The sequence below is a fragment of the Lacrimispora sp. genome (assembly GCF_031982545.1).
Classification (GTDB): domain Bacteria; phylum Bacillota; class Clostridia; order Lachnospirales; family Lachnospiraceae; genus Lacrimispora.
Genome location: NZ_DALYXB010000001.1, coordinates 32,511 through 48,654, shown reverse-complemented (window position 1 = coordinate 48,654; position 16,144 = coordinate 32,511). Strand labels below are relative to the sequence as shown.

The window sequence follows — 16,144 nt, the reverse complement described above, 5'->3', positions numbered from 1 at the left end:
TTGTTTCTCTGAATGCGTAAAAAACCGATAAAGGAATTCATTTGTATAGATTGTGATAGGAGTTCTCTGGAAACCGCATATGCGGAAATTTCAGGTCGCAGGTCTGTGCATGGCTTGCGGCCTTTTTGTACATAAAAAGAAAGGAAATGACACATGCAGTCAGAAGAACCTATTATTCAGCTGGTTGGGCTGGGAAAAGAATTTTACACCTCAAACGGTCCCATTAAAGCATTGGACGATATCAATCTCTCTATTGAACGAGGAGAGATATTTGGAATTATTGGTTTAAGCGGTGCTGGTAAAAGTACCCTTGTCCGTTGTATCAACTATTTAGAGGTCCCCACATCCGGTGATGTGTTATTTGAAAATCAGAGTCTGGCAGCCATGAGCCCCAGAAAGCAGAGACGGGCAAGGCAATCCATGGGCATGATTTTTCAGCAGTTTAATTTACTTGCACAAAGGAATGTGCTGCAGAATGTATGCTTCCCTCTTGAAATAGCCAATGTGCCCAAAAAGGAAGCAATAAAAAGATCCATGGAACTGCTGGAACTGGTTGGTTTAAAGGAACGGGCGAAAGCTTATCCTTCCCAGCTTTCCGGAGGTCAGAAGCAAAGAGTGGCAATAGCAAGAGCGCTTGCTACAAATCCCAAGATTCTTCTTTGCGATGAAGCCACCAGCGCCCTGGATCCTAACACTACAAAATCCATACTGGGTCTTTTGAAAGAAATCAATAAAAACATGGGAGTTACAGTTGTAGTAATCACCCATGAGATGTCGGTTATTGAAGCGATCTGCGACCGGGTTGCCATCATTGACCAGAGCCACATTGCGGAAGTGGGCTGCGTCGCTGACATCTTTTCCGGACCCAAATCCAAGATCGGTAGACAGCTGATTCTGGGAGACGCGGCAGAACAGGCCATACGGTTTGGCAGCAACAGAAGAATCCGCATATCCTTTGACGGACGTTCTTCCTTTGAACCAGTTCTATCCAATATGATACTTGCCTGTAAAGTACCGGTAAATATTATGCATGCGGAAACCCGTGATATCGGGGGAACCGCCATGGGTCAGATGGTGATTCAGCTTCCGGAAGAAGAAATTGACCAGAACCGTATTTTAAATTATTTGAAAACAGCAAACATTAATTTTGAGGAGGTGAAGGATTATGACCTTTGATGCTGCAACCATAGCGATGCTGAAATTAGGTGTCTGGGAAACCCTGTTCATGACTTTCACATCATCCTTTTTCGCTTATCTGATCGGAATACCCTTAGGAATCATTCTGATTGTTATGGATAAAGATGGAATCTACCCGGTTCCCTGGCTTCAGAGAATTCTGGGACTGATCATCAACCTGCTTCGGTCCGTGCCTTTTATTATTCTGCTGATTATGGTAATGCCCATTACCAAGATTATTGCTGGCACGACCCTGGGAGCAAAAGCTGTCATCCCTCCTCTGGTAATCGCATCTGCACCTTATGTTGCAAGAGTGGTGGAATCTTCCTTTAAAGAAGTGGATGCCGGAGTGATCGAAGCGGCTAAATCCATGGGAGCTTCCGCTATGCAGATTATCTTAAAAGTGCTTCTGCCGGAAGCAAAGCCATCACTTTTAGTAGGAGCAGCTTTATCCGTTACCACGATCCTTGCTTACTCTGCAATGTCTGGTTTTGTAGGCGGAGGCGGTCTGGGAGATATCGCCATCAAATATGGTTATTACCGGTATCAGACTGTGATGATGTTTATTACAGTTGCCATTCTTGTTATCATTGTCCAGATAATTCAGGAAGCAGGCATGAAGCTTTCCAGAATGAGTGACAAGCGAATCAAATAGTAACTGCCACTGGCGTTATTAAATAAATTTTCAGGAGGAAAACATTATGAAAAAATCTTTTTATGCTTTAACCGCAACCCTGCTTTTGGCAGGAGCACTGACCGGCTGCGCAGGAAGCAAAGAAGCACCGGCTACCACGGCTGCAGCAGAGTCCAAAACGGAAACTACTGCAGCTGAGACAAAGGCAGAAACAGAGAGTAAGACAGAGGCTTCCGGCAAGCTGGAGAAAATTGTGGTAGGAGCAACACCTGCTCCTCATGCAGAGATTTTAAATGCTGCAAAAGATATTTTAAAGGAAAAAGGATATGAGCTGGTAGTAAAGGAGTATACTGATTACGTTCAGCCAAACGTAGCACTTGACTCCGGCGACTTAGATGCCAACTACTTCCAGCATCAGCCATATTTAGATCAGTTTAATCAGGAAAAAGGAACTGATTTAGTCAGCGCAGGCTCCATTCATTATGAGCCATACGGAATCTATGCAGGAAAGAGCAAATCTCTGGACAGTCTTGCAGATGGAGCGCAGATCGCTGTACCAAATGATGTATCCAATGAAGCAAGAGCATTAAATCTTCTGGCTGACAAAGGACTTATCCAGTTAAAAGATGGTGTGGGTCTGGAAGCAACCAAGAATGACATTGTAAAGAATGATAAGAACTTTAAAATCGTTGAGGTAGAGGCTGCCCAGCTTCCCCGCTCTCTTGGTGATGTAGATATAGCTGTTATTAACGGAAACTATGCAATTGATGCCGGATTAAAAGTTTCTGATGCACTTGCAGTAGAAGATGCTTCCTCAGCAGCAGCAACCCGTTACAGCAACATCGTTGCAGTCCGTAAGGGAGATGAAACAAACGAGAAGACAAAAGCCCTCGTTGAAGCATTAACCAGCGATACCGTGAAAAAGTTTATTGAAGATACTTACAAGGGAGCGGTTGTTCCTTCCTTCTAATAAGTAAATAGGGATAAAAAACATCGTGCAGCAGGGATTAAAAGCCCTGCTGCATTTTTCCGTGTGAAAAGAAATATAAATTGAAAGAAAAACTTCATTTTACATACAATGGAAAATAATGTATAATGCCTTTATTACGAAAAAAGGAGATGATAATTCATGGATCAGGATAATCAAATGAATTTGGATAATCCTTCTACATACCAGCAGCCGCTGAAGAAAAAGCAGAATAATATGGCACTTGCATCACTGATAATGGGAATCATCGGCATCGTTACATCCTGCTGCTGTTACGGAGGTCTTATTTTTGGCAGTCTGGGGATTGTATTTGCCCTGTTATCCAAGACCGAGGACCGTTTTGAGGGAAATGCCGTTGCAGGTCTGATTACTTCTGTGATTGCATTGATATTTACAGTGATCGTGTTAATTCTGTTTGTGTCTTTGGGAGTGATGGATAAGCTTACTGCAGGAGGTGTGTTTCAGTGAAAATTAAATCAAAAGAACTGAAAAAGCGTGCAAAGCAGAAATTGCAGGGTAATTATGGACTCTGTGTTGGAGCTCAGTTGATTGTAGGCGCAATTATGACAATCATTTTTATGATGGTATTTTTTGCCAGTCTCATCGGTGGAATACTGGGATCCGGCAGTATATACGGAACTAGCGGCAATATAACGGAATATATCATCATCATAGCAGTGGTGTTGGTTGCCATGATACTTATGGTTGTACTGATTTCCCTGTTTACGCCGGGAACCTTAAAGATCTATTTAAATATCAGTGAGAGTAAACCGGCACATATTTCAGATCTGCTTTATGGATTTAAAAACAAGCCTCATAAATTTATTGGTCTGAGTCTGATCATTTTCCTGCTTGTAATGGTTTGGTCCATTCCTTATTATGTAGTACTGGCGGTGGCAGAAATTACAAATTATATTCCTGTCATGATAGTACTCCTGATCATTACCTATCTGTTGCTCTTAATCGGTGTCACGATCACATCTTTGTATTTGGCCCAGGCCGGTTTTATATTTGTGGAAGCACCAGATAAAGGGGTTTTTAGATGCTTAAAAGAGAGCATAGAGATGATGAAAGGCAATAAGGGCAGTCTTTTCTATATTAATTTAAGCTTTATGGGACTGGTTCTTCTTGGCTATTGCTCGTTTGGAATCGCATATCTTTGGATTATGCCGTATATGTACGCAACATTAACCGAATACTATAATGAACTGAAACCGAAGATGATTTTAGAACCTGAAGTGTATCTTTGCGATTCTTCTTATGAATCCCTTAAGAAACAGGAATTTTAATTTGAAACCGTGTCACAGGATTTGCATGCGCATAGAATACACTATAGGAGGTGTGTCTTATGCGCATTTGCGATCTGAAGCAAAAAGAAGTGATTAATATCTGCGACTGCAGACGTCTTGGTTTTGTAGGAGACGTGGATTTTGATATGGAAACCGGCTGTCTGCTGGCTATCATTGTGCCAGGTCCCGGATGCTTTTGCGGCTTTCTGGTACGGGAAAGAGAATATATAATTCCATTTTGTGATATCAGACAGGTAGGTCCGGATATTATACTGGTTAACGTGGATTTGGAAAAAGCAACGGAAAAATGCGGTATTTAATGGAAGATGGGCTTGCGAATCTAAGGATTGTAAGTTATGATATACATAATAAAAGTTACAGTCCGAAAGACAGGAGGATCCGAGGCGTGAAATGTCCATTTTGCAACGAGGCAGATACAAAGGTCATTGATTCCAGACCGGCAGACGACAACAGTTCGATCAGACGCCGCAGACAATGTGAAAAGTGCGGTAAGAGGTTTACCACTTATGAAAAGCTGGAAACCATGCCGCTTATGGTTATAAAAAAAGATAATTCCAGAGAGGTTTATGACCGATCCAAGATAGAATCAGGAATTCTTCACTCCTGCCACAAAAGACCGGTTTCTTCCCAGCAGATCGCTGCCATGGTAGATGAGATTGAAACCCAGGTATTTAACAGGGAAGAAAAAGAAGTGGAAAGCACCGTCATTGGAGAGCTGGTTATGAAAAAGCTTCAGGAAGTGGATGAAGTGGCATATGTAAGATTTGCTTCTGTATACAGAGAGTTTAAAGATGTGAATACCTTTATGGAAGAAATAGGAAAATTATTAAAGAAATAGGAGAGCTATGTTTCATAAATTTTATCCAGATGAAGACGTAAATTCCACGTATGAAATACCCTTTGAGGATTTTTATAAAAAAGGAATCAGGGGTATTATTTTTGATATTGACAATACCCTTGTTCCCCATGGGGCACCTGCGGACAACCGGGCGAAGAAGATGTTTGTAAGGCTTCATGAGCTGGGAATGGAAACCTGTCTTTTATCCAATAACAAAGAACCGAGAGTGTCCGCCTTCGCGAAGGATGCAGGCAGTCTTAATTTTATTTTCAAAGGAAGAAAGCCTGGAGTGGAAGGGTATCAGCGTGCCATGAAGCTTATGGGTACCAATTCGTCCAATACAATTTTTGTAGGAGACCAGCTTTTTACCGATGTTTTTGGCGCAAAGAGGGCTGGAATCTACAGCATTCTGGTCAGCCGGATCCATCCAAAAGAAGAGATTCAGATTAGAATAAAGCGGGCGTTAGAGTTCGTTGTTCTGTATTATTACCGCAAGAATAAGAAAATGAAGCAATTAAAGCGCCGCTAACCGTCGGCGGGTATATTTGTTATTTTCCGGTTATAATATCAGAGAAGAGAAATGTTTTCATGGACATGCAGATGACTTTTTTAATCATAAATGATTAGTATATGATAAAGAAATAAGGAGATATTTGCAAAAAACAGTTGAAAATGCATTAATTTTAGTATAGAATATAAAAGGTTAAGAAGTGAATTCAAGGAGGAATATCATTTATGATATCAGCGGGTGATTTTAGAAACGGTATCACATTGGAGATCGATGGTACTGTATATCAGATTATGGAGTTTCAGCACGTGAAACCTGGTAAAGGTGCTGCTTTCGTAAGAACTAAGATTAAAGATGTGGTAAACGGCGGCGTTGTAGAACGCACATTCCGCCCGACAGAGAAGTTTCCGCAGGCTAGAATCGACAGAGTAGACATGCAGTATCTGTATGCCGATGGAGATCTTCATAACTTTATGGATACCAGCAGCTATGAACAGGTTGCATTAAGCGATGATGTCGTTGGAGATGCACTAAAGTTTGTGAAAGAGAATGATACAGTAAAGGTATGCTCTTACAATGGTAAGGTATATTCTATAGAGCCTCCGTTATTTGTGGAACTGGTTATTACTGATACAGAGCCAGGATTTAAAGGTGATACTGCTCAGGGAGCTACTAAGCCAGCTACCGTGGAAACCGGTGCAGTGGTTTACGTACCTTTATTTGTTGAACAGGGTGATAAGATTAAGATTGATACACGTACAGGTGAATACCTGTCCAGAGTTTAATCAGGAAAAAAGAACCGGACTGTCCCAATGTCATTTAGTTATAGATGACACATGAGTAGAGTATGTAGAAATACATACCCTGCTCTTTTTTTTGGCTTTTAGCCTGTTGAACATCGAGGACCCTTTTAAGGTTAGTCGGTATTACAAAGACCCCCTTCAGGGGTGGCAACGAGTCAAAGCATAGTGACTTGTACGAAGTGAAAACCAGTGCCTTGAGACGTTGTTCTAGTATCAAAGGGTAATAACCTTTTCACAAGCCACCCGTTTTACGGGTGGCTTGGCTAGTTATATTATTATAAATTCAGTTTAATCTTTCCTTGGCAGAGATATGCGTGAAGTATGATGCGTTTGCCTTATTCACAAAGCGCTTTTGCTATCCCGGCAGCTCTTTCAAAGTCTTCTTCCCGTGGATTCCATAAGCATTTGGCTTCCTCTTCAACTACTGAAAATCCTGCATCTGTCAGCTTTTCACGAAGAACCTTAGTACCTTCACCACTCCAGCCGTAGCATCCAAATACAGCAGCTTTTTTCTCTTTGAATCTAAGCTCTTTTAAGAAGTCCAGCCAGCCGCCTACGGACGAAAGAATGCTGCCTCCTACAGTCGGGGAACCCAGCGCAATGGCTTTTGACTTAAATACTTCGGTCATAATGTCATTTTTATCCGATTTGGAAATGTTGTAAATCTTTACTCGGGTCTGAGGGGAAAGCTCTGCGATCTCCGAACTGATCTTATGGGCAAGCTGTTTTGTTCCTTCCCACATAGTATCATAAACAATGGTGATCTGGTCTTCCTGGTAATTCTGAGACCACTCATAGTATTTTTCCACGATCTGTAAGGGATTATCTCTCCAGATACAGCCATGGCTGGTGGCAATGATGTCAATAGGAAGATTAAGCGCCTGAATTTCTTCCACTTTCTTTTTTACAAGAAGTGAAAATGGAGTTAAAATATTGGCATAATATTTAAGCGCTTCTTCCCAAAGTCTGCACTGATCGGCCTTATCATTGAATAATTCCTCTACGGCAAAGTGCTGTCCAAAAGCATCGTTGGAAAAGAGAATGTTATCCCCGGTTAAATAGGTAGCCATGCTGTCTGGCCAGTGAAGCATCTTCATCTCTACAAATACCAGCTTCTTGCCGTTTCCAATGTCCACAAAATCCCCTGTTTTCACAACCTGGTAATTCCATTCCGGATGGTGATACTGTCCCGTTAGGGATTTCACTCCGTTAGCAGTACAGTAAATTGGAGTATTCGGTATCTTCTCCATCAAAGCTGGAAGGGAACCGCTGTGGTCCACCTCTCCATGGTTGGCAACAATAAAGTCAATTTTATTTAAATCAATTTCCTTTTCCAGATTGTCGATAAATTCTGTGGAATGAGGTTTCCATACGGTATCGATCAACACGGTTTTTTCTTCCTGGATCAAATATGCATTCTGGCTGGAACCGTGGTTGATAGAGTAGTCTGCCCCGTGGAAGGATTCAAGCTCCCAATCAATAATACCGACCCAGTTGACATTGTTCTTTACAAGTTTTTTCATCTTACCGTCCTCCTTCATATTTTGTAAATAACAGTGAGTTTTCTGTGAATATATGGTTGTAAATATCTTTGATCAGCTCATGAAGCTTTTGAAACAGCATGTGATAGGAGGTACAGCCTCCAGCCGGAACAGTAAAGTCATTGGTGCAGGCAATGATATCTTTGATCAGGTTTCCGGCTGCATCGTGTTCATCTTCCAGTTCTTTTACATACCCTCCATCGCTTTTTTGGTTATAGCTCTGTTTCATATATGGAAATACAAGCTTTTCTTCCTTGGCAAAATGCTCTTCCAGTTCCTTCTTTAAATCAGAGAAAAGTCCGTGAAGGGGTATCAGCTGATCCTGATGATGGGTATAATGAGCCAGAAGCACCTTATTTGCCAGGGCATCAATTTCTGAAAGAAGGGTCCGCTCTTTTCTGTGATGGGTATCAATGATGTAATCAATAAGTGCCGGAACTTCCATTTCCATAAGACGGTCAACGTCTAAAACTTTTGTGGGAGCAGGTTCTTTTGCCTGTTTTTCAAGTTTTTTATTTAATACATCTATAAAGCTTTTGGAATCAATGGAAAGCTGATTTAAGGCATCTTCCAGTGAATCATTGCCTCCGCAGCAATAATCAATGTGAAAGTCATTAAAAATATCAACGGCCCTGGGATAAGCTTTTACGATTTCGTTTAATTTCATTTTATTTGTAATCATCTATATCCTCCCTTTCGAGTTGGTAACTGTTTCGGTAAGGTTAGTATAACTCGGCAAGAGAAAGGAAAATGTGATTTAGATCATTATTTGAAACTTTTTGAAATTTATTCTGTTTTCTGGCTAAATATCGTTTTCAAAGATATCTCTTAACAAATCTTTATTTAAAATCCGCACCTTTCTGTTTCCTTCCAGAGCAATGGCTCCGTCATTGCGAAGTTCTCCCATCTTTCGGCTGATGGTTTCCCGGCGGACGTTGATGTAGGCTGCAATGTCTTCTCTGGTCAGTTCAATGGTGTCTTTGTTGATCCGGCTGCTTCGGAACAGAATAAATCCTGCGATCCTTGCCTTGGCATCGTTTACGGATAATAATTGAATCAGTTCGTTGGCAAGGGAAAGCTTATTGCCGATCACATTTAACAGCTTGATCCCGATCTCCGGTCTTTTTAAGATCATATTCTGAATATCCTTTAAAAAAATCAAGCAGACACCGCTTTCTCCCATGGAAACGGCGTTTGCTTCCAGTGTTTTTCCTCCGAATATATTCTGTTCTCCGTAGAAATCTCCTTCATCAAGAATATCAAGAACATACTCTTTTCCTTCCAGGGAATAGCGGTTGATTTTGATCTTGCCGTAACGGATGACCATAATTTTATCTGCCGGATCCTTCTCATGAAAGACGGTATCCCCTTTCTGGAAATCCAGATGCTGTGCTTTTGAAATCAGTTCCTTTTGTTCATCAAAGGAAAGGGATTCAAAAAGTGAGATACGGGAAGTGCATAGTTGGTTGCAGCAGCTGCATTGATGTGCCATAGGGCTCCTTTCCAGGCATTTGTATCCTTTTTGTTTCTTCTTAACTGAATCATATATCATACCAGATGAGAATTGCAATCATTTTATCTTAATTTGTTGTTTTATTGATTAGGGTTTATCAGATAGAAAATAACGGGAATGCAAAAATTTCATAGGATTAATATGGAAAAGGGATTGAAAAATATTCATTTATTATATAAAATAAGCTAAAAGAGAAAATATGAAAGCTGTTTATTAATAATGAAAGAGATGAGTATGAACGAGAATTTACCGGAAGGTGTAAAAGTAAAATCCCTTTATAAGGCAATGCAGGTTCTTTTTTATTTTACAAGGGAAGTAGACGAGCTGGGGGTTACAGAGCTTGCGGAAAAAAGCGGAATGTTAAAAAGCTCCGTACACAATATCCTGTCCACCTTTGAGGCTTGCGGGATCGTAGAGAGAAATAAGAAGACAAACAAATATCGCCTGGGAGTCCGGGTTTTAGAACTGAGCAATCAATTCTATCAGAACAACGACATCCGCCAGGTTATGAAACCTTTTATGCAGCAGATCGCAGATCAGGAGGAGGAGTGCGTTTATCTGGCGGTTATGAGTGATCTTGATGTGGTTTATATTGATGCCGCATTCCCGGCTGCCTCCACAGGCGGCCGGAATATGACCGGAGTGACTGCGCCTCCTTACTGTACGGGAATCGGCAAAGCGATGCTTGCATTTGCCCATGAGGAAGTAATAAACAGGGTAGAGGAAGGGGGAATGGAGCCCTTCACCCATAATACCATTACCAACGGTGAGAAGTTAAGGGAGGAATTGGATCAGATTCGGCAGAGGGGCTTCTCCATTGACAATATGGAACATGAATATGGTGTCAAATGCGTTGCAGTGCCCATTCGCAACAAGGAAGGGGCAGTGATCGGCGCATACAGCATCTCCGGACCATCTCCCAGATTCAATGCGGACCGGATCAAACGTCTGGCTGCCAGCCTTCAGAATATGGCAAAACAGGTTAAAAATCAATTATAAGCAGAGATGTGAGTCTACGGGACAAAAATCCCGTAGGCTTTTTTATTGCGGTTTTATAAGGAGATTCTGAAAGTGTTGTACAAATTGTACAAAAAAACTCTTTTATTTTTTATACTTCATAAATAGACAGAGCCTCCGTTTTATACTATAATACATTAAAAATAATAATAATGAATACAATTCATTAATGATGAACACAAGAAAGGAAGCAGAATATGAATTTTCCAGGAGGAGTATGGCCGGTGATGCTTACGCCCTACAATGAGGCGGGTAAGGTTGATTATGAAGCGTTAAGCGGACTGGTGGACTGGTACATAGAAAATGGGGTAAATGGTTTGTTTGCGGTTTGCCAGTCCAGTGAGATGTTTTTTCTGGATTTGGAAGAGCGGATTCAGGTGGCAAAGGCGGTAGTAAAAGCGGCAGGAGGAAGAGTTCCAGTCATAGCTTCGGGCCATGTGTCTGACAGCTTAGAGGAACAGATCTATGAGCTGAATGAGATGGTGAAGACGGGAATTGATGCGCTTATTTTAATTACGAACCGCCTTGCAGCGGAGGATGAGAATGATGGAATATGGCTGAACAACTGCAACCGGTTGATGGAGGGAATTGATTCAGAGATTCCACTGGGGTTTTATGAGTGCCCTTATCCATACAAACGCCTCCTTTCCCTGGAAAATTTGAAAAAGTGTGCCGATACCGGCCGGTTTTATTTCATCAAGGATACGTGCTGTGATATTGAACTGATTAAGGAACGGCTGGAAGCAGTGGAAGGATCGAAATTAAAGCTCTATAACGCAAATACCACAACCCTTTTGGAATCGTTGCAGCTTGGTGCGGCCGGTTACAGCGGAGTGATGGCAAATTTTCACCCCAGGCTCTATTCCTACCTCTGTGACCATAGCGGGGAGAAAGGCGATAAGGTGGCCATGCTTCAGGAGTTTTTAACTCTGGCCTCCTTAATTGAACGGCAGTGCTATCCGGTCAATGCAAAGTATTACTTACAGGAATTTGAGCGGCTTGGCATGTCTACCATAAGCCGGACAAAAGACCATGAACTTTTAACCAATACATTTAAGGCAGAGGTGCATATGCTTGAATCCATGACCAGAAGATATGAGCAGAAATATCTGGGGGCAGATCAGATTCCGGCACAGCAGGACCCCTGCCGGCAATAGAGGGAGGACAGACCAGTGGCAAAACTATATGCAGTAAAAAAACAGGGGAGAAACCGCAGCAGCAGGATGAAGCAGATTAAAAGGTGCAGATATTTATATGCGCTGCTGCTGATCCCGCTTATCTATTATTTTTGCTTTCATTACATGCCTCTTTACGGGGTACTGATCGCATTTAAGGATTACAACATCGGTAAGGGCGTGTGGGGAAGTCCCTGGGTGGGAGGCAAATGGTTCGGGAAATTCTTAACCGACCCTTACTTCTGGAAACTGGTGCGCAATACCTTGCTGTTAAACATCTACGGCCTGCTGTGGGGATTTCCCATTCCCATCATACTGGCGATCATGTTAAACGAGGTGTCCCATGTCAGATACAAACGGCTCATTCAGACCGTCAGTTATCTGCCTCATTTCATTTCAACTGTAGTTGTCTGCGGTATGGTGGTCAATTTCCTGTCTCTTGACGGAGTGATCAATCAGTTTGTCAGTGCATTGGGATTTGGTAAGGTTCAGTTCTTAATGTACCCGAGTTACTTCCGGACTATTTTTACCGCTTCAGGGGTCTGGCAGACCTGCGGATGGACTTCCATTATCTATCTGGCTTCTTTAACAAGTGTGGATCAGGAGATTTTAGAAGCGGCCATGATCGATGGTGCAAACCGGTGGCAGAGGATAAAGAATGTGACCCTGCCGTCCATTACACCTACCATTTCCATCATGCTGATCATGCAGTTAGGAAAGCTTATGACCCTTGGTTATGAGAAGATTCTCCTTCTTTACAACGGTTCCACCTATGAGACAGCGGATATTATTTCCACGTATGTATACCGGAGAGGTATTTTAAATAATGATTTCAGCTATGCAACGGCTGTGGGACTGTTTCAGTCCGTGGTAGGAGTTCTGCTACTGGTAATTTCAAATAAGGTATCAAAGAAATTAAGTGACACCAGCCTGTGGTGATGCAGAGGAGAGTTAATATGAGTAAAGTGAAAGTGAAAAGCAGAAAGCCACAGGGAATCGGAAGCAGAGTGTTTGATGTGGTCAATGGAATTCTGCTGGCAGTAATCGGAATTATTATGTTTTACCCAATGTTTTATGTGTTTATTGTATCCATCAGTTCCTCCCAGTACATCAATCAGGGACTGGTATCGTTCCTTCCAAAGGGCATTAATTTTGAGGCCTATAAAGTGGTGTTTGGAAACAAGGCCATATGGTCGGGATATAAAAACACGTTTTTGTATGCCATTTCAGGCACCTTGATCAATCTGGTCTGTACCTCCTTATGTGCCTATCCTCTTTCGAGAAAGGATCTATACGGAAGAGGTCCTATTACAGTACTTATCACAGTCACCATGTTTATCAACGGAGGACTGATTCCTACATACCTGGTGATCAACCAGCTTCATCTGCTTAATACCATGTGGGCTATTGTGCTGCCGCCCGCCATCAGCACATACAACATGATCGTTATGAGAACCTCCTTTTCCTCGATTCCGGAGTCATTGATGGAATCTGCTTATCTGGATGGAGCCAACGATATTCAGATTCTCTTAAAGATCATTCTTCCGCTGTCGAAACCGATTATGGCAACCATGACGCTGTTTTACGCGGTGCAGCACTGGAACAGTTATTTTCCAGCCATGATCTATTTGAATGACCAGGCAAAATATCCGGTTCAGGTCATTATGAGAGATATCGTCATTCAGGGGGATTTATCTGCGGATATAGCAGGAAATGTAAACGTCATAGCAACCAACTATAAATACGCGGTCATTATTATTTCTGTCATACCGATTTTAATGGTCTACCCTCTCCTTCAGAAATACTTTACAAAGGGAGTTATGGTAGGAGCAGTCAAAGGTTAAAAGCTATAGGAAATTAAATATAAAGGAGAGGTAATATGAAAAAGAGATTTTCAACAAGATTATTTGCAGCATTTGTTGCAATAACCGTTGCAGCCGCAGGGGTAAGCGGCTGTACGGCTGGAACGGGGGGAGAATCCGCAGCATTAAAGGATTCCGGCACAGAGGGCTCCGCAAATAGCGAAGAGCATCCTTCCTGGGTTTCGGATAAGCAGATTGAGGTCAGTATTATGCTGATGGACAGTCCCAGCCAGCCATTAAAAAATGATGCTCCGGCTCATCAGGAAATCACAAAGAAAACAAATGTAAAACTGAATCTGCAGATTGTTCCCTCCAGCAGCTACAAGGATAAAAAAAACATTTTGCTGGGTACCAACAATTTCCCGGATATTGTGTATCTTCAGGGCATGGATGATGTGGTCACCTATTCCGGTTCCGGAATTTTTGAGCCTCTGTCCCAGTATGTCAATGAAACGGATATGCCCAACTTATATAAGTTCTGGCAGCAGTATCCGGAGATGAAGAAGTATCTGGCAGACGGCGAACTTTATGTGTTCCCCGTTGTTGCCAGAGAAGAATCCGCAAACGGCCCGGGCCCGGTCATTCGGGAAGATTTACTGAAAAGCAACAATTTAGAGACACCCAAAACCTTTGACGAACTTCTCGAGGTGTTAAAGAAATTAAAAGAAATATACCCGGACAGCGTACCGTGGACCACCAGAAAAGGAACGGCCAATCTGTTGAAAACCACAGCCTATATGCTGGGGTCCGGCTATGAGGGCAACGGACTTTACTACGACAATGATCTGGATGGAGGAAAGTATGTGTTCGGGCCTGCATCAGAGAATTTCAAGGAAGTTCTCAGCTACTTAAATAAGGCCTATGAATCCGGCGTTCTGGATCCTGATTTTGCTACCAATACGGCAGAGCAGATGGAATCAAAGCTTTCCAGCGGAAAATCATTTTTCTTTTTGGATAACAGCGGATTTGGACAGAACTATACAAAGGCTCTGAAAAAAATTGACGGAAACCAGGATGCAGCCATGCAGATCATTCCGATTCCTGAAAACAGCTTTGGTCAGAAGCGGGCCATGGCATACGCCGCGGAACTTCCCGGACGTTTTTATGCCTTGAATGCAAAAGCAAAGAATAAAAAGGAAATCATTAAGTTCATTGACTGGATGTATTCTAAGGAAGGTTCTGATATCACCAATTACGGGGTGGAAGGAAAATCATTTGAGTACAATGAGCAGGGAGAACCTGAATTTAAAAAGGATTATGTCATGCAGTTTAAGGATGCGCAGCCATCGGATTACTATGCAGTTTATGCGGATCTTGGAATTACAAAGCTGGACTGGAGCTTGTGGGCATGCAACACCAAGACCTGGTTTGAAATCCAGAAGCTGACCGGAAACTGGGATGATCTTGCTGATAAATACTGGGAAATTATTAACAATGATAAGGCTTATGTGCAGCCTCATATCAATCCACCTTTGACAAAAGAGGAAACGGAAGCTGTAAACGACATTTTAGTTGATCTTAACACAATGCTGGAACAGGAGTTTAATAAGTATATTATGGGAGAAGCGCCCATTGAGGATTGGGATAAGGTTATCGCCCAGCAGGAGTCCATGGGAGTGAGAGAGCTTGAGAAAATATACAACGAAGCGGATCAGAGAGCTCTTGAGCAGAAATAACCGGCTGGTAAGCCAGAACTGGAGGGCAGCCGCATTTGAGGCTGCCCTTTTTAATCGTAGAAAAAGGAGCAGATGAATGAAGATTAAAGATTTTACTCAGGAATTTATTATGGACGGGGACAGAGATTTTAACAGTTCCCATGCCTCCACCGTTTTGGAATTAAAGGATGGGTCTGCTCTTGCATCCTGGTTTGGAGGAAGCTGGGAAAAAGGGCCTGATGTTGCCATATGGATATCCAGAAGAATCAGCGGAGTGTGGGAACGGCCCAGGAATGTGGCAGATGTAAGAGGCGTTGCCATGTGGAATCCGGTGTTATTCCGCAAAGAGGACGGAACTATCATCCTGTTTTATAAAGTGGGTGCCGCCATTTCCGAGTGGCAGACCTGGTATGTGGAAAGCATTGACGAGGGAGACAGCTTTACACAGCCAAAAGAACTTGTTCCTTCCGATGTGGGGGGCCGTGGACCGGTGAAAAATAAGCCCATCCGCTTATCCGCTGGATCCGTGCTTGCCCCCGCCTCTTTAGAAGGAACCGTATGGGATTCTTTCGTGGACCGTTCGGAAGACGACTGTAAAACCTGGGAAAAGAGCGGGCTTGTACCATTAAAACGATCCTGTTTCGACATTCAGATGGTTGACAGACCTTATGACAAACGGGATATTTACGGAAAAGGAGTCATACAGCCAACACTCTGGGAGGATGATAATGGGGAGGTGCATATGCTTCTTCGCAGCACCAGCTCCAAAATCTTTAAAAGTGATTCCAAAGACGGAGGAAAAACCTGGTGTACGGCTTATGATACGGGGCTTCCAAACAATAACAGCGGAATTGATTTGGACCGGATGCCGGACGGAAGACTGCTTCTTGTCTATAATCCCAGGGAGAATCTGCCGGGCTACTATAAGGGGCCGAGAACCCCTCTGGTGGTGGCCATTTCCTCGGACAATGGAGAGACCTTTTCCATCATCAGGGTTCTGGAGGAGAAACGGGGCAATTACTGCTATCCGGCCATTGTCTGCAACAGCCAGAATGAGGTGAGGATCACCTATACGTGGAACAGGGAGAGAATCGTATACTGTTCGTTCACCATTGAGGATTAAA

General features: G+C 42.6%; 18 protein-coding genes. 15 read left to right on the top strand and 3 right to left on the bottom strand.

Features of this window, described 5'->3' with window-relative positions:
* Positions 1–153 precede the first annotated feature (153 nt).
* From ABS301_RS00215 to efp, 9 genes are all read left to right on the top strand, one after another.
* On the top strand, positions 154–1,176 hold the full coding sequence (locus tag ABS301_RS00215) for a methionine ABC transporter ATP-binding protein (RefSeq protein WP_349670277.1): 1,023 nt from the start codon (positions 154–156) through the stop codon (positions 1,174–1,176).
* The gene (locus ABS301_RS00210) at positions 1,166–1,831 is read left to right on the top strand and encodes a methionine ABC transporter permease (RefSeq protein WP_349670276.1); all 666 of its coding nucleotides are present in this window, start codon (positions 1,166–1,168) and stop codon (positions 1,829–1,831) included. The genes ABS301_RS00215 and ABS301_RS00210 overlap by 11 nt, the downstream gene beginning before the upstream one ends.
* Positions 1,832–1,877: 46 nt before the next feature.
* Complete coding sequence (locus tag ABS301_RS00205) at positions 1,878–2,780, top strand: MetQ/NlpA family ABC transporter substrate-binding protein (protein ID WP_349670275.1); 903 nt, start codon at positions 1,878–1,880, stop codon at positions 2,778–2,780.
* 159 nt (positions 2,781–2,939) lie between these two features.
* The gene (locus ABS301_RS00200) at positions 2,940–3,266 is read left to right on the top strand and encodes a DUF4190 domain-containing protein (RefSeq protein ID WP_349670274.1); all 327 of its coding nucleotides are present in this window, start codon (positions 2,940–2,942) and stop codon (positions 3,264–3,266) included.
* Positions 3,263–4,087, top strand: a complete 825-nt coding sequence (locus ABS301_RS00195) for a DUF975 family protein (protein ID WP_349670273.1) — start codon at positions 3,263–3,265, stop codon at positions 4,085–4,087. Before ABS301_RS00200 ends, ABS301_RS00195 begins: the two co-directional genes overlap by 4 nt.
* A 59-nt stretch (positions 4,088–4,146) precedes the next feature.
* Positions 4,147–4,407, top strand: a complete 261-nt coding sequence (locus ABS301_RS00190; protein WP_349670272.1) for a PRC-barrel domain-containing protein — start codon at positions 4,147–4,149, stop codon at positions 4,405–4,407.
* A gap of 86 nt (positions 4,408–4,493) precedes the next feature.
* Complete coding sequence (gene nrdR, locus ABS301_RS00185) at positions 4,494–4,946, top strand: transcriptional regulator NrdR (RefSeq protein ID WP_104439371.1); 453 nt, start codon at positions 4,494–4,496, stop codon at positions 4,944–4,946.
* 7 nt (positions 4,947–4,953) lie between these two features.
* The gene (locus ABS301_RS00180) at positions 4,954–5,475 is read left to right on the top strand and encodes a YqeG family HAD IIIA-type phosphatase (protein WP_349670271.1); all 522 of its coding nucleotides are present in this window, start codon (positions 4,954–4,956) and stop codon (positions 5,473–5,475) included.
* Positions 5,476–5,681: 206 nt separating this feature from the next.
* Positions 5,682–6,239, top strand: a complete 558-nt coding sequence (efp, locus tag ABS301_RS00175; protein WP_104439369.1) for an elongation factor P — start codon at positions 5,682–5,684, stop codon at positions 6,237–6,239.
* A 353-nt stretch (positions 6,240–6,592) separates the two neighbouring features.
* Here efp and ABS301_RS00170 read toward each other — a convergent pair whose 3' ends face one another.
* The 3 genes from ABS301_RS00170 to ABS301_RS00160 form a co-directional block, all read right to left on the bottom strand.
* Positions 6,593–7,780 (bottom strand): oxygen-binding di-iron domain-containing protein, encoded by a 1,188-nt coding sequence (locus ABS301_RS00170; protein WP_349670270.1) that lies wholly within the window; start codon positions 7,778–7,780, stop codon positions 6,593–6,595.
* Between the two features lies 1 nt (position 7,781).
* The gene (locus ABS301_RS00165) at positions 7,782–8,480 is read right to left on the bottom strand and encodes a DUF542 domain-containing protein (protein WP_349670269.1); all 699 of its coding nucleotides are present in this window, start codon (positions 8,478–8,480) and stop codon (positions 7,782–7,784) included.
* A gap of 120 nt (positions 8,481–8,600) precedes the next feature.
* Positions 8,601–9,290, bottom strand: a complete 690-nt coding sequence (locus tag ABS301_RS00160) for a Crp/Fnr family transcriptional regulator (protein ID WP_349670268.1) — start codon at positions 9,288–9,290, stop codon at positions 8,601–8,603.
* A 255-nt stretch (positions 9,291–9,545) separates the two neighbouring features.
* Between ABS301_RS00160 and ABS301_RS00155 the strand changes: the two genes are divergently transcribed.
* The 6 genes from ABS301_RS00155 (at position 9,546) to ABS301_RS00130 (ending at position 16,143) form a co-directional block, all read left to right on the top strand.
* A complete protein-coding gene (locus ABS301_RS00155; RefSeq protein WP_349670267.1) occupies positions 9,546–10,310 on the top strand; it encodes an IclR family transcriptional regulator in 765 nt (254 codons plus the stop codon).
* A gap of 215 nt (positions 10,311–10,525) precedes the next feature.
* Positions 10,526–11,485, top strand: a complete 960-nt coding sequence (locus ABS301_RS00150) for a dihydrodipicolinate synthase family protein (protein ID WP_349670266.1) — start codon at positions 10,526–10,528, stop codon at positions 11,483–11,485.
* A gap of 15 nt (positions 11,486–11,500) precedes the next feature.
* Positions 11,501–12,442, top strand: a complete 942-nt coding sequence (locus tag ABS301_RS00145) for an ABC transporter permease (RefSeq protein ID WP_349670265.1) — start codon at positions 11,501–11,503, stop codon at positions 12,440–12,442.
* Between the two features lie 17 nt (positions 12,443–12,459).
* Positions 12,460–13,347 (top strand): carbohydrate ABC transporter permease, encoded by an 888-nt coding sequence (locus tag ABS301_RS00140; RefSeq protein ID WP_349670264.1) that lies wholly within the window; start codon positions 12,460–12,462, stop codon positions 13,345–13,347.
* A gap of 35 nt (positions 13,348–13,382) precedes the next feature.
* Positions 13,383–15,041, top strand: coding sequence for an extracellular solute-binding protein (locus tag ABS301_RS00135; protein WP_349670263.1), 1,659 nt, complete (start codon positions 13,383–13,385; stop codon positions 15,039–15,041).
* Between the two features lie 76 nt (positions 15,042–15,117).
* Entirely contained in the window at positions 15,118–16,143 is a 1,026-nt protein-coding gene (locus tag ABS301_RS00130) for a sialidase family protein (protein WP_349670262.1), read from the top strand.
* Position 16,144: the final 1 nt, after the last annotated feature.